Origin of the sequence: Sphingomonas sp. Leaf257, assembly GCF_001422185.1 — a bacterium.
GTDB lineage: Bacteria > Pseudomonadota > Alphaproteobacteria > Sphingomonadales > Sphingomonadaceae > Sphingomonas > Sphingomonas yabuuchiae.
In genome coordinates, this window is the sequence record NZ_LMMH01000035.1 from 111,956 (window position 1) to 124,515 (window position 12,560).

14 protein-coding genes are annotated in these 12,560 nt (G+C 66.3%); 8 read left to right on the forward strand and 6 right to left on the reverse strand.

Annotated features, from left to right (window positions below):
• The first annotated feature begins 7 nt into the window (after window positions 1-7).
• The 7 genes from ASF14_RS18610 (at window position 8) to ribA (ending at window position 5,828) form a co-directional block, all read left to right on the forward strand.
• A complete protein-coding gene (locus ASF14_RS18610; RefSeq protein ID WP_056438767.1) occupies window positions 8-211 on the forward strand; it encodes a hypothetical protein in 204 nt (67 codons plus the stop codon).
• Between the two features lie 79 nt (window positions 212-290).
• Window positions 291-947, forward strand: coding sequence for a DsbA family oxidoreductase (locus ASF14_RS18615; protein WP_056438771.1), 657 nt, complete (start codon window positions 291-293; stop codon window positions 945-947).
• 22 nt (window positions 948-969) lie between these two features.
• On the forward strand, window positions 970-1,431 hold the full coding sequence (msrB, locus tag ASF14_RS18620) for a peptide-methionine (R)-S-oxide reductase MsrB (RefSeq protein WP_056438774.1): 462 nt from the start codon (window positions 970-972) through the stop codon (window positions 1,429-1,431).
• Between the two features lie 233 nt (window positions 1,432-1,664).
• Window positions 1,665-3,032 (forward strand): carbohydrate porin, encoded by a 1,368-nt coding sequence (locus tag ASF14_RS18625; protein WP_236697142.1) that lies wholly within the window; start codon window positions 1,665-1,667, stop codon window positions 3,030-3,032.
• A gap of 67 nt (window positions 3,033-3,099) precedes the next feature.
• Window positions 3,100-3,732, forward strand: coding sequence for a LolA family protein (locus tag ASF14_RS18630; protein ID WP_443025834.1), 633 nt, complete (start codon window positions 3,100-3,102; stop codon window positions 3,730-3,732).
• A gap of 267 nt (window positions 3,733-3,999) precedes the next feature.
• Window positions 4,000-4,782: an exodeoxyribonuclease III gene (locus tag ASF14_RS18635; protein ID WP_056438780.1), complete on the forward strand. Its 783-nt coding sequence runs from the start codon at window positions 4,000-4,002 to the stop codon at window positions 4,780-4,782.
• Complete coding sequence (gene ribA, locus ASF14_RS18640; protein WP_056438783.1) at window positions 4,779-5,828, forward strand: GTP cyclohydrolase II; 1,050 nt, start codon at window positions 4,779-4,781, stop codon at window positions 5,826-5,828. Before ASF14_RS18635 ends, ribA begins: the two co-directional genes overlap by 4 nt.
• Before the next feature lie 184 nt (window positions 5,829-6,012).
• Here ribA and holA read toward each other — a convergent pair whose 3' ends face one another.
• The 4 genes from holA to ASF14_RS18660 are packed head-to-tail and all read right to left on the reverse strand — an operon-like array spanning window position 6,013 to window position 10,518.
• A complete protein-coding gene (gene holA, locus ASF14_RS18645) occupies window positions 6,013-7,032 on the reverse strand; it encodes a DNA polymerase III subunit delta (protein WP_056439005.1) in 1,020 nt (339 codons plus the stop codon).
• A 13-nt stretch (window positions 7,033-7,045) separates the two neighbouring features.
• On the reverse strand, window positions 7,046-7,573 hold the full coding sequence (gene lptE / locus ASF14_RS18650) for an LPS assembly lipoprotein LptE (RefSeq protein ID WP_056438786.1): 528 nt from the start codon (window positions 7,571-7,573) through the stop codon (window positions 7,046-7,048).
• Window positions 7,570-10,071 (reverse strand): leucine--tRNA ligase, encoded by a 2,502-nt coding sequence (leuS, locus tag ASF14_RS18655; protein WP_056438790.1) that lies wholly within the window; start codon window positions 10,069-10,071, stop codon window positions 7,570-7,572. Before leuS ends, lptE begins: the two co-directional genes overlap by 4 nt.
• 12 nt (window positions 10,072-10,083) lie before the next feature.
• Window positions 10,084-10,518, reverse strand: a complete 435-nt coding sequence (locus tag ASF14_RS18660; RefSeq protein WP_056439008.1) for a DUF3576 domain-containing protein — start codon at window positions 10,516-10,518, stop codon at window positions 10,084-10,086.
• Between the two features lie 231 nt (window positions 10,519-10,749).
• Here ASF14_RS18660 and ASF14_RS18665 point away from each other — a divergent pair, with 231 nt between their 5' ends.
• Complete coding sequence (locus ASF14_RS18665; RefSeq protein ID WP_201780624.1) at window positions 10,750-11,460, forward strand: hypothetical protein; 711 nt, start codon at window positions 10,750-10,752, stop codon at window positions 11,458-11,460.
• 38 nt (window positions 11,461-11,498) lie between these two features.
• On the opposite strand, the gene ASF14_RS18670 is transcribed toward ASF14_RS18665, so the two are convergent.
• Both ASF14_RS18670 and ASF14_RS21020 read right to left on the reverse strand, forming a co-directional pair.
• Window positions 11,499-11,978: a hypothetical protein gene (locus ASF14_RS18670; RefSeq protein WP_056438794.1), complete on the reverse strand. Its 480-nt coding sequence runs from the start codon at window positions 11,976-11,978 to the stop codon at window positions 11,499-11,501.
• Window positions 11,979-12,000: 22 nt separating this feature from the next.
• A complete protein-coding gene (locus tag ASF14_RS21020) occupies window positions 12,001-12,552 on the reverse strand; it encodes a thiamine phosphate synthase (protein WP_236697143.1) in 552 nt (183 codons plus the stop codon).
• Between the last annotated feature and the right edge of the window lie 8 nt (window positions 12,553-12,560).

Consider the following 12,560-nt stretch of genomic DNA (forward strand, 5'->3'; position numbering starts at 1 on the left):
GACAGGCATGGACTATCGACCAGGCCAGCCGCGACGAATCGCCAGTGACCGTTCGCGCGGCCCCTTCCCCCGTGCACAGGGCGGACAGTGTGATTTCCGGCCCGCGCTGACCGGCGCAGCGACCGAGGCGGATGGCGCCATGACGGTTCGCGCCATCTATCCTTGCCCGGAAGACGAGGCGGTGGACGGCTGGGTCCGGGTCCGTTGGTAGCACCACGGTTGCGGGGGCCGGATCGCCCTCCCACATAAGCGGGGCGGCCGCCTTGGGGTCGCATCAGCCAGGACTCCCCATGCCCCGCCGCCTTCGTATCGATTTCGTCTCTGACATTTCCTGCCCCTGGTGCATTATCGGACTGCGCGGGCTGGAGATCGCGCTGGAGCGAGTGGGCGATACGGTCGAGGCGGACATCCATTTCCAGCCCTTCGAGCTGAACCCCGCCATGGCGCCCGAGGGCGAGAATATCGTCGAGCATATTGGCCGCAAATATGGCGCGACGCCCGAACAGTCGGCCGCCAACCGCGCCAATATCCGCGAGCGGGCGGCCTCGGTCGGCTTCACCATGGCGATGGCCGATGATGCGCGCATCTATAACAGCTTCGACGCGCACCGGCTGCTCCACTGGGCGGAGATGGAGGGGCGGCAGGCGGCGCTGAAGCACGCGCTGTTCGACAGCTATTTCACGCGTGGCGAGGATATCTCGAACCATGACGTGCTGATCGCCGCCGTGAGCCGCGCCGGGCTGGACACCGACGAGGCCCGCGCGATCCTGTCGTCCGACCGCTATGCGACCGAGGTGCGCGAGGCGGAGCGGCTGTGGCAGGGACGCGGCATCCAGTCGGTGCCCGCCATCGTGATCGACAATCGCTATCTCATCTCGGGCGGACAGCCGCCCGAATCCTTCGAGCAGGCGCTGCGCCAGATCGCCGCCGAACCTGCTGCTGCCTGATTTTACGGAAAGGACAGTCCCCATGGCCGACACCCGTTATGCCAAGACCGAGGAAGCGCTCGCGAAGCTGACTCCCGAACAATATTATGTGACGCAAGAGAGCGGCACCGAGCGCCCCGGCACCGGCGAATATCTCCACACCCGCGAGCCGGGTCTGTATGTCGACATCGTCTCGGGCGAGCCGCTGTTCGCCTCGGCCGACAAGTTCGATTCGCATTGCGGCTGGCCCAGCTTCACCCGGCCGATCGAGCCCGCCCATGTCAACGAACTGCGCGACACCACGCACGGCATGGTCCGTACCGAGGTCCGCTCGGCGCATGGTGACAGCCATCTGGGCCATGTCTTCCCCGACGGCCCGCGCGATCGCGGCGGTTTGCGCTATTGCATCAATTCCGCCTCGCTGCGCTTCGTGCCGCTCGGGGATATGGAGGCGCAAGGATATGGCGATTATGTCGACCAGGTCCGCGCCGCCGAGCAGGGCTAAAATTCCTCCCCTGCAAGGGGAGGGGTGTCACCGCTGGCGAGGTTCGCCCACCTCACCGACCGGGACACCCCTCCGTCGGTCCTACGGACTGCCACCTCTCCTTTCAGGGGAGGAATCCGCATTGACGTTTACGGCACCTTTTGCCCGTCCGATCGTTTGGCCTCCGCAACGATAAGGTTCGGGAAACAGGGGCAATGTTGGCGACGATGATCTGGGGTTGGGCTCCGCTATTGATGGCGGCACCATTGGCGCCCCAGCAGACCACCGATCCCGTCCCCACCGCCGCCCGCATCACCCCCGATGCCGCAGAGGGCGATACGCAGCGCACGCCCACCCGCCGCCGCCCGGTCCGCCCCTCCGACAGTGCGCCTTCGGCGATCACCGCCGACACGAGGCGCACGCCGCCGCCGGGGATCATCGGCGACTGGCACGACATCCGCACCCGCCTGAACGAGCGCGGCATCACCGTCACCGCGCGTTACGCCTCGGAAAGCGCCGCCAACGTCACCGGCGGGCGCAAGACGCTGTTCCGCGAGACGGGCCAGTTCGACGCGGGCGCGCTGTTCGATCTGGAAAAGGTGATGGGGCTGAAGGGCGGGGCATTCCAGGCCACCCTCACCTATCGCCGGGGCCGTAACCTGAGCGACGACGCGAATCTCGGCACGCTGCAACAGGTGCAGGAGGTCTATGGTCGTGGCCAGACGCTGCGCCTGACGCAATTCTGGTATGAACAGCGGATCGGCGAGCGGTTCGAGCTGAAGCTGGGCCGCACCAATCCGGGCGAGGATTTCGCGATCTTTTCCTGCCACTTCATGAACTTGAGTTTCTGCGGCGCGCAACCGGGCAATCTGGTCGGCGACTATTGGCAGAACTGGCCGGTCAGCCAATGGGGTGCCCGGCTGCGCTACGAACCGCGCGACGACCTGTATGTTCAGGGCGCGGTCTATGAGATCAATCCGCGCAACCTCGACAATGATTTCTTCATCGGCCACTTCAAGGGCGCGACCGGCGTGCTGGTCCCCGCCGAAATCGGCTGGATCCGCAATGCCAGTGCCGGTCGGATCGGGTCGTACAAGCTGGGCGGCTGGATCGCGACGGCCGATGCGCCGGACGTGTTCCTCGACATGAACCGCAGACCCGTGGCGATCACTGGCCTGGCCCCGCTGGAACGCAGCAGCCGCTACGGCGTGTACGTCAACATCCAGCAGCAGCTCACCGGCAAGACCAAGGACGGCAAGGCGGAAAACGGCCTCAGCGTCTTCCTGAACGCCACCCAGGCCGACCGCGCGACCAGCATCACCGACAACCAGGTCGCAGCCGGGCTGTTCTACAAGGGGCTGGTCCCCGCCGTGCCCGGCGATGTGCTGGGCTTCGGCGTGGCGCGGACCCATGTGAACGGGCGCGTCGCGGACGGACAGCGGCTCGATCCCACCCGACCCGCCGTGCAGGGCTCCGAATATGCCGCCGAAGTCTATTACAGCATCCATCCGGCGGAGTGGCTGGAGATGCGGCCCAACCTCCAGTTCGTCCACCATCCCGGCGGCTATGCGCAGGCGGATGACGTCACCATATTGGGGCTGAAGGCCGCCTTCACCCTGTAACGCCCCTGATTCACGACCCGTTCAATAGGCGGCGCGCAAGGACAGGCGTGCCCAAAGGAGTGATTTGATGATCCGTTCGATGATGGCGTCCGCCCTGCTGGCGCCGACCGCCATGGCGATGGTCGCCGCCCCCGTGCCCGCCCTGGCGCAGGCCAGTGGCGATCTGGCGGCGGTGCAGCGTCACCTGCAATCGGTGCAGACGATGACCGCCGACTTCACCCAGACCGACCGCGCGGGCAAGGTGCTGACCGGCACGCTGACCATGAAGAAGCCGGGCAAGATTCGGTTCCAGTATGAAAAGGGCGTGCCCCTGTTGATCGTCGCCGATGGCGGCGCGCTGACCTTCATCGATTATTCGGTCAAGCAGGTGCAGCGCTGGCCGATCAAGAACTCGCCGCTGGGCGTGCTGCTCGACCCCAGCCGCGACATCGGTCGTTATGCCAAGGTCGTGCCCAGCGCCGACCCGCGCCTGCTCTCGGTCGAGGCGAACGATCCCAAGCATCCCGAATATGGCAAGATCACCCTGGTCTTCGCCCGCGATGCCGCCGCGCCGGGCGGGCTGATGATGCAGGGCTGGGTCGCGCTCGACAGCCAGAACAACCGCACGACGATTCGCCTGTCCAACCAGCGTTTCGGCGTGCCGGTGGACGACAAGGCGTTCCGATTCAACGATCCCCGGAGGACGGCGGCGCGTAACTGAACGCTGGCGGACCGTTTCATTCATCCGGGCGACAGGTTCGCTGCCCTATCAAGGCGTTGCGGTTGAGGGGCCTTCGAGATTCCCCCCTGTTGCTCGGACGAGCACCCTCATCCCGCCTGCGTGACGAACGCTAGGTCGGCCCTCGCTCCATGCCCCCGGAGCGGGGGCCTTTCCGTTTCTGGACTCCCATCATTCCTTCCCTGCAAGGGGAGGAATGCGGGGCAGGTAATCTTGTCTCACTCCCCTGCCCCCGCTACATCGCATCCCGTGAAAATCGCCTCCTGGAACATCAACTCGGTGCGTTTCCGCGCCGCGATCGTCGAGCAATTCCTGAAGGAAGCCGCGCCCGATGTGCTGTGTCTTCAGGAGACGAAGGTCGTCGATGACGACTTCCCGTTCGAGCTGTTCCGCTCGCTCGGCTATGATCACATCATCATCCATGGCCAGCGGATGCACCACGGCGTTGCGATCGTCGCGCGCGTGCCCATCGCCGAAGACGACCGCCTCGACTGGCAGGCCAATGCCGAGGCGCGGCATGTCGGCATCCGCCTGCCGAACGGCGTGCGGCTGGAGAATGTCTATATCCCGGCGGGCGGCGACGTGCCCGACCGTGAGGTGAATCCGAAATTCGGCCAGAAGCTCGATTTCCTCGGTCGTATGATCGAATGGTCGGGCAAGCTCGACTGCCCGACGATCCTGACCGGCGACTTCAATATCGCCCCGCTCGAATCGGACGTGTGGAGCCATAGGCAATTGCTCGACGTGGTCAGCCATACCCCCATCGAGGTGGAGACGCTGGCGAGGTTGCAGGCGTCGAACGACTGGGTCGATCTGGGCCGCCACTTCATCCCCGCGCCGCAGCGGCTCTATACCTGGTGGAGCTACCGCGCGAAGGACTGGGCGGCGTCGGATCGCGGGCGGCGGCTCGACCATATGTGGGCGACGCGTGACGTGGCCGACAAGGCGGTGGCGCATCAGGTGTTTGAGCCGTGCCGCAGCTGGCTGAAACCCTCCGACCATATCCCGATCATGACGGAATTCGATTTTTGAGCGCCGATCCCAAAGCGGCGGCCCGCGCGATCGATGCGCTGCGCCGCGGCTGGCCGATCGCGATTGCGGGCCAGCCGCTGCTGGCGGTCGAGACGGCCGATCCGCTGCGCCTCGCTGCCTTCGATCCGGAGGGCCAGGCGCCCGTCCTGATCTCGGCGGGGCGCGCGGCGACGTTGAAGCTGACCAACCAGCTGGACGCGGCCGATCCCGACGCCGCCGTGCTGGTCGAGCGTGCACCCTGGGTCGACTTCGCCGCCGCGACCGCCCTGGCCGATCCGCAATTCGATCTGGCGACCCCGCTGAAAGGCCCGTTCCGCGCCCTCCCTTTGCCCGACCCGGCGGTCGCGGCGGCGGCGATCCGGTTCGCGCGGATCGCCGGGATGCTGCCCGCCTTCTTCCTCGGCGGTACCGGTGTCGAGGCGGAGATTTCGCTCGCCGACATCGCCGCGCATGAAAATGCCGAGGCGCTCGCTATCGCCACCCGCGCCCGCTTGCCCGTGGCGGGAGCGGAGGATGCCGAGATCGTCGCTTTCCGCTCGCCCCATGCGGCGGGCGAGCATGTCGCGCTGCTGATCGGCCAGCCCAACGGCCAGCCGCCGCTCGTCCGACTGCACAGCGAATGCCTGACCGGCGATGTGCTGGGCAGCCTGAAATGCGATTGCGGGCCGCAGCTTCATGCCGCGATCCATGCCATTGCGACATCGGGCTGGGGCATATTGCTCTATCTGCGGCAGGAGGGGCGCGGGATAGGGCTGGTCAACAAATTGCGCGCCTATCAGCTTCAAGATCAGGGCTTCGACACGGTCGACGCCAACACGCGTCTAGGCTTCGCGATCGATGCGCGGGACTTCGGCGTGGCGGCGCGGATGCTGACCCTGATGGGGCAGGACAAGGTGCGGCTGTTGACCAACAATCCGGCCAAGGTTGCGGGACTGGGAGCCGCAGGGGTGCAGGTGATCGAGCGGGTCGCGCACAGCCTGCCGCCCAATCCGCATAACGAACGCTATCTCGCGACCAAGCGCGATCGGACGGGACACCAGCTTTAAGGAGCGCGTCGCGCTCTTTCAGAAGAATGGTTCGCGCAGAGGCGCGGAGGCGCGGAGATGAATCGCTCGCGGTTAAATGAAACTGCTTTCACTGCGGTTGCGATGAGAGGGCCGCTGTCGCGGCAAGCCAGACACCTCTGCGTTCTCCGCGCCCCCGCGCGAACATCATATCTTCTTCTAAACCTTACCCCCGCCGCGCGATCCCTTGGGCGATGATCGTCGCCTCCGCCTCGGCCAGCACCGATCCGGCATTGCCCGGCGCCATTACCGCGCGTTCGGCCGCCCGGATTCGCGCCATCGCGCGGGCCAGCATCGCGGGGGTCCAGCGACGCAGCGCACGCGCGGTCTTCGCCTCGTCGCGGAAGAAGACGCGGTGGCGCTTCATCACCGCGTCGACCGGCTCGCCCGCATCGACATCGGCTCGCATCTCGGCCAGCCCGACCAGCCGCCGGGCCAGCGCACGCAGCCAGGGAATGGGCGAGGCCCCGCCCTCGTCGAGCAGCGCCAGTTCGCCGCCCAGATCGCCCACGCGTCCCTCGACCACCGCCTCGACCGCGTCGCCCATCTCGACCTCGCCCAGATCGGCGCCGATCGCATCCATCGCCGCGTGATCGACCTCGCGCGGGCGATCCGGCGCGGCGTCGAGGTAAAGCGCCAGCTTCTCCAACTCGCGCATCATCACCGAACGGTCGGCGGCCGCCGCTTCGACCAGTCGCGCCGGTACGCCCGCCGCCAGCCGCAAGCCCATCTCGCCCCCGATCGTCGTCGCCAGTCGCTCCGCATCGGCGGCGGTGGGCGCATAGCAGCCGAACGCCATCGCGCGCGGCGAGTCGAGCGCCAATTTAACGATCTTGGCGGTCGTCTTGACCGTGGGGGCGATGGCGACGACCGGATTGCCCGCCGACTCGGCCTCCAGCAGCGCGGTAAACGCCGCCAGCCCTTCCTCGCCGACGCTGGCGATACGGATATGGCGCGGGCCGCCGAACAGCGACATGGCCGCCGCTTCGTCGGTCAGGCGGGCAGGATCGCTTTTCAGCGTGGCCGAATCCAGGTCGATCCGCTCGGCATCCTGCCCCATCGCCTTGGCAAGGATCCGCGCCAGTTCGCCCGCCCCCGCCTCGTCGGGGCCATGGAGCAGGTAGAGGCGGATATCGGCGGAAGGACGCCCCAGCGCCTGTCGGATCTGGTTGGCGTTAGCCTTCACGACCGATGCGCTTTCACGGGCGGGCGGGTACCATCGCCTCGCCGGGCCGCGACCGGGCATAGGTAGCCAGCCGCGCGACGATCTCGTCCGCAACGATCACCGACAGCCGCTCCAGCGCGGTGTTTTCCGCCGCGATGGTCGCATATTCGGAGCGGACCACATCGATCCCGGCATCCGATCCGGCAGTGGAGTCGACGAGCACCGCGTTGCTCGTCTGGTCGACCAGCTGATAGCGCGCGCGCAGGATACGCCGTTCGCGCACCACCGAGTCGTCGCGCCGCACGCCAAGCCCACGAATCTGGTCGTCCAGCTTCACGTCCAGCCGGTAACGCGCGGTCCCCGTCTTGCCGCCCAGCCGGTCGTTCAGCGCATTGGCCATCAGCCAGCCCGCCTTCCCCTGAATCGGCGCGACCTCGATCTGCGACAGGGCATTCGCGACCGGACCGGAACCGCCGCCCGCATAGAGCGGATGCAGCCCACAGCCCGACAGACCCAGCGTCAGCGCCAGACCGGCAGCGATCAGGGGAAACGTGCGGTTCATGCGACGATGTTCACCAGACGGTCGGGCACCACGATCACCTTTTTCGGGGTCGCGCCATCGAGCGCGCGGACGATCTTCTCGGACGCCAGCGCGGTGGCCTCCAACTGATCCTTGGGCAACCCCTTGGCGACGGTCAGCGTGTCGCGCAGCTTGCCGTTGACCTGCACCGCGACGGTGACTTCGTCCTCGACCAGCAGGCTCTCGTCGACCGACGGCCAGGCGGCGTCGGCGATCAGGCCATCCTGCCCCATGCCCGCCCAGGCTTCCTCGGCCATGTGCGGGACCATCGGCGCGACCAGCAGCATGGTGGTGCGGATCGCATCGTTGCGGGCCGCCGACGGCTTGGCCTTTTCGATGGCGTTGACCAGCTCGTACAGCTTGGCGACCGCCTTGTTGAAGGCCAGCGCCTCGATATCCGCCGCGACGCCTGCGATGGTCTGGTGCAGCTTGCGCGAGAGCGCCTTGTCCTCGCCCTCGGCCACTTCCGAACCGTCGAACAGACGCCACAGACGCTGGACGAAACGCCACGAACCCTCGATGCCCGATTCCGACCAGGGCAGGTCGCGCTCGGGCGGGCTGTCGGACAGCATGAACCAGCGTACCGCGTCCGCGCCGTACTGATCCACGATCGGCTCGGGATCGACAGTGTTCTTCTTGGACTTGGACATCTTCTCGACGCGGCCGACCGTGATCGGCTGGCCGGTCGCGATCTCGATGCCGTCGCGAATCTCGCCGGGTGCGAGCCAGCGGCCGTCCGAGGACTTGTAGCTCTCGTGCGTGACCATGCCTTGGGTGAACAGGCCCGCAAAGGGCTCCGCCACGTCGATCAGGCCGATATGCTTGAGCGCGCGCGTCCAGAAGCGGGCATAGAGCAGGTGCAGGATCGCATGCTCGACGCCGCCGATATATTGCCCGACCGGCAGCCACTGCTTCACCACCTCGGGATCGAACGGACGATCCTTGGGCTGGCTGGCGAAGCGGATGAAATACCAGGACGAATCGACGAAGGTGTCGAGCGTGTCGGTCTCGCGTCGGGCGGGCTTGCCGCAGCTCGGGCAGTCGACATGCTTCCACGTCGCATGGCGATCGAGCGGGTTGCCGGGGACGTCGAAGGTCACATCCTCGGGCAGGGTGACGGGCAACTGGTCCTTCGGCACCGGCACCGCACCGCAATCCTCGCAATGGATGATCGGGATCGGCGTGCCCCAGTAACGCTGGCGGCTGACGCCCCAGTCGCGCAGGCGGTACACGGTTTGGCCCTGGCCCCAGCCTTCGCCCTCGGCACGGGCGATGACGGCGGCCTTGGCGGCCTCGACATCCATGCCATCGAGCGGACCGGAGTTCACCAGACGCCCGGTACCGGTGAAGGCGGTGTCGCCTTCGAACACCGGCGCGGTGACATCGCCATCGGCGACGACGCGGGTGACGCTCAGGCCGTACTTTCGTGCGAAGTCCAGGTCGCGCTGGTCATGCGCGGGCACGCCCATGACGGCGCCCGTGCCGTAATCCATCAGCACGAAGTTCGCGATATAGACGGGCAAGGTGATGCCGTCGTCCATCGGATGCTGCATCCGATAACCGGTGTCGAAGCCGAGCTTTTCCTGGGTTTCCAGTTCGGCTGCCGTCGTGCCGCCCGCCTTGCAACGTTCGATGAAAGCGGCGGCCTCGGCATTGGTCTCGGCCAGTTCGCGCGCGATCGGATGGTCCGCGGCGATCGCGACGAAGCTCGCCCCGAAGATGGTGTCGGGACGAGTCGAATAGACCTCGATCGGCGTCGCGAAGGGCGCGACGGGGGCGAAGCGGAACTGGAGCCCCTTGCTGCGGCCGATCCAGTTCTCCTGCATCAGCTTCACCTTGTCGGGCCAATGCTCGAGCGTCGTCAGACCCTCCAGCAGCTCGTCGGCGAAGTCGGTGATCTTCAGGAACCACTGGTTCAGCTTGCGCTTCTCGACCAGCGCGCCCGAGCGCCAGCCGCGCCCGTCGATCACCTGCTCATTGGCCAGCACGGTCATGTCGACCGGGTCCCAGTTGACCGCCGATTCCTTGCGATAGACCAGCCCGCCTGCATACAGGTCGAGGAACAGCGCCTGCTCATGCCCGTAATAATCGGGCTCGCAGGTCGCGATCTCACGCGTCCAGTCGAGCGCGAAGCCCAGCCGCTTCAGCTGCGCCTTCATCGTCGCGATATTGTCGCGGGTCCAGCCGCCCGGATGGACGCCCTTTTCCATCGCGGCATTCTCGGCGGGCATGCCGAACGCGTCCCAGCCCATCGGGTGGAGCACCTCATGCCCGATCATCCGGCGATAGCGCGCCAGCACGTCGCCCATCGTATAGTTGCGGACATGCCCCATATGGATGCGCCCCGACGGATAGGGAAACATCTCAAGGACATAGGACCGGGGCTTGGGGCTGTGGTCGTCGGCGGCGAAGGTGCGCCGTTCTTCCCAGATCCGCTGCCAGGTCGAATCCGATTTCAGGGCATTGTAACGCGAGGCCATTCGGGTCGTCTTTTACTTCGTGATCGAGGCGCGGCGCAGGTCGCGCGCCTTGGTGAGGATGATGTCTTCCAGCTTCTGGATGGTGGCCGCCTGCACCGGCGCCTCCACCCACTGGCCGCCGCGATTGACTTCGCGCAGGGCGGTCACGCGCAGCGCATCGGCGCGCAGATCCTGGTCGAGGATGGTGACGGTGACCTTCATCCGCTCGGTCGGGACCTGCGGATTGACGTACCAGTCGGTGACGATGACGCCGCCGTTGGAGTCGGTCTCGGCCAGCGGCATGAAGCTCAGCGTGTCGAGGCTGGCGCGCCACAGATAGGAATTGACGCCGATCGTGGTAATCTTCGACGCGGCCAGATCGCCCTGCGGGCGCTCCTTCTTGCCGGCACAGGCGCCGAGCGACAAAGCGGCGATTACCGCGAACGCGGTGGCGGAACGGCGAAGCATCGGCATTATCCTGACTGCGATGAAGGACGGGAATAAGGGTTGCCTATAGCCTCTACAGGGGTGCCGACACCCCGGCAAGCGCCGGGACGCCATGGACGATACGACCGATTCTGTGGAAGTTGCGCAACACTCGGACAAGATTCGCGACGGCGAGCGTAACAATGGGATCGCTCACGCTCGATTCCATGTTAGGAGCAATCTTGCAAAAGGGTCTTATAAAAGGGGTGGACCGTGTCGTTCGGGCGTATCGTGATCGGAATCGCAATCGGGGCGCTCGCCGCCACGACCGCGATGGTCGCGCCCGCCATCGGTGCGGTCGACCAGAATAAGCATCCGGTCAAGTCACGGGGATTCAGCCTGCTCGGCCGTGGCGGTTTTACCCCGTCCGCTGCAGACCCCCGACTCGCCGCCATCTTCGCCAAGAGCGGACTCGATGCGGGTGACCTGCGCTTCACCCCGGCGGAGAGCCAGCGCGGCGTCAACCGCCCCGTGACCGTCGCGGTGCGCGCGCAGAGCAGCCGCACCAACGAGGAACGCGTCGCCGCCAACACCGCGCCGACCGTCGGCTTGGCCCCGATCTCCTATAATCTGGGCGTGTCGGTCGGCTGGAAGCGTGTCGCGCTGTCGGGCGATATCGCGCGTGTCGATCTGGCCGGGCTGCCGGGCAGCCGCGAGAGCGCCGATGTGGCGGTCAGCTATACCGCGAGTCGCTTCACTGGCCGCGTAAAGGCCTCGACCGACCGCCCGATCGACGGCGCACCGAAGATGATTGACATGCCGTCCAGCTACTCGCTCGACATGGGCGGCTCCTATTCGCTGACCCGCAATCTCGATGTGACGGCGGGTGTCCGCTATCGCTCGGATCGTGAGCGTCTGGCCCGGATCGACGACGATCGCCGCAACAGCCAGGCAGTCTATCTGGGAACGGCCTTCCGCTTCTAACTCCTGCTGTTCATCGCGGACCCGGGATGGATTTCCCGTCAGTCTAATTTGACGTCGATCACGGTTACCCCCGCTGGCTCTTGCCCCTTCAAACGTCGGGTAGGCGCGACGCTGGGATTGGTCGGATAGCTTTTCCCATCGAAGCGCAAACGCAGGCGATAGCCGGGCAGGATGCCACCGCCGCTGACCAGCACGCTCAGATCATGCCAACCCTTCGTACCACTGTTCAGAACGCGGATGGGCGGACGCGTGATGCTGATATCGGATATAGCGTGATAGCCGGTCGGCGTCAGTGTCAGGATCGTCAGATCGCACCCACCCGAGCCACATAAGCTGACGTCCTGGTCATCCTCGCGTGCTTGCCTGGCATAGACTAACGCCTCGGGTCGGCCGTCACCGTTCAGATCGCGGAGCGAATAATCATACCGGGTGAGTTTCTGGTCGCGGACATAGGCGGCCAGCCCAGCAGAAATCGGCGTCGGCTCGGCCAAGGCGGCCAGAACCAGCAAAACCATCATGACGTTTCTCCTCGCTCGACCATCATCGCGTGTCTGCACGACCGTTTAATGACGAGCACATGGGATGGGACGAACTCCAGGCATCGATCGCGGCCCAGCCCTGAAACACCCCGCGCAACCGGCGGAAGCGCTGCGCATTCATCCCGCCCAATGCGATTCGCGGCAGACCGAGCCCGCGTCCGATCCACATGGCTCTTGCTAAGCCCAATGCCGGAGCACCCGGATGCGAGCGCGTAGGAAAGACTGGCGAGACGAACAAAAGGTCGGCCCCGGCCTTCCATCCCGCCACCGCTTCCGCCCGGTCATGCGCAGGCCAGCTTCGCAGCCCCCTGCCCCGCCTTGCCTTATGCACACCATCGCCGGGCAAACCCCCTCCCGCGATCAGCAGAACCAGCCCCCGCGCTTTGGCGATTCGCCGGACCCGGCAATGAATCGCACGCCGCTCGGCCGGGGGCGTCGCGTGGTGACGGAACACCACCCCCGATCCGGGCGGCAGCCTGCGCAGCGCGGTCCAAAGCCCCTCCCCCAGCCGCTCGTCGGTCATCAGCCATGTCACGGGGTATCGGTCGGCCATCGGGGGCA

What these genes read in the sequence shown, in the direction of transcription:
- ASF14_RS18610 (WP_056438767.1), top strand. Translation starts at nt 8, where the DNA reads ATGGACTATCGACCAGGCCAGCCGCGACGAATCGCCAGTGACCGTTCG.
- ASF14_RS18615 (WP_056438771.1), top strand. Translation starts at nt 291, where the DNA reads ATGCCCCGCCGCCTTCGTATCGATTTCGTCTCTGACATTTCCTGCCCC.
- msrB (WP_056438774.1), top strand. Translation starts at nt 970, where the DNA reads ATGGCCGACACCCGTTATGCCAAGACCGAGGAAGCGCTCGCGAAGCTG.
- ASF14_RS18625 (WP_236697142.1), top strand. Translation starts at nt 1,665, where the DNA reads ATGGCGGCACCATTGGCGCCCCAGCAGACCACCGATCCCGTCCCCACC.
- ASF14_RS18630 (WP_443025834.1), top strand. Translation starts at nt 3,100, where the DNA reads ATGATCCGTTCGATGATGGCGTCCGCCCTGCTGGCGCCGACCGCCATG.
- lptE (WP_056438786.1), bottom strand. Translation starts at nt 7,573, where the DNA reads ATGAACCGCACGTTTCCCCTGATCGCTGCCGGTCTGGCGCTGACGCTG.
- leuS (WP_056438790.1), bottom strand. Translation starts at nt 10,071, where the DNA reads ATGGCCTCGCGTTACAATGCCCTGAAATCGGATTCGACCTGGCAGCGG.
- ASF14_RS18660 (WP_056439008.1), bottom strand. Translation starts at nt 10,518, where the DNA reads ATGCTTCGCCGTTCCGCCACCGCGTTCGCGGTAATCGCCGCTTTGTCG.
- ASF14_RS18670 (WP_056438794.1), bottom strand. Translation starts at nt 11,978, where the DNA reads ATGATGGTTTTGCTGGTTCTGGCCGCCTTGGCCGAGCCGACGCCGATT.
- ASF14_RS21020 (WP_236697143.1), bottom strand. Translation starts at nt 12,552, where the DNA reads ATGGCCGACCGATACCCCGTGACATGGCTGATGACCGACGAGCGGCTG.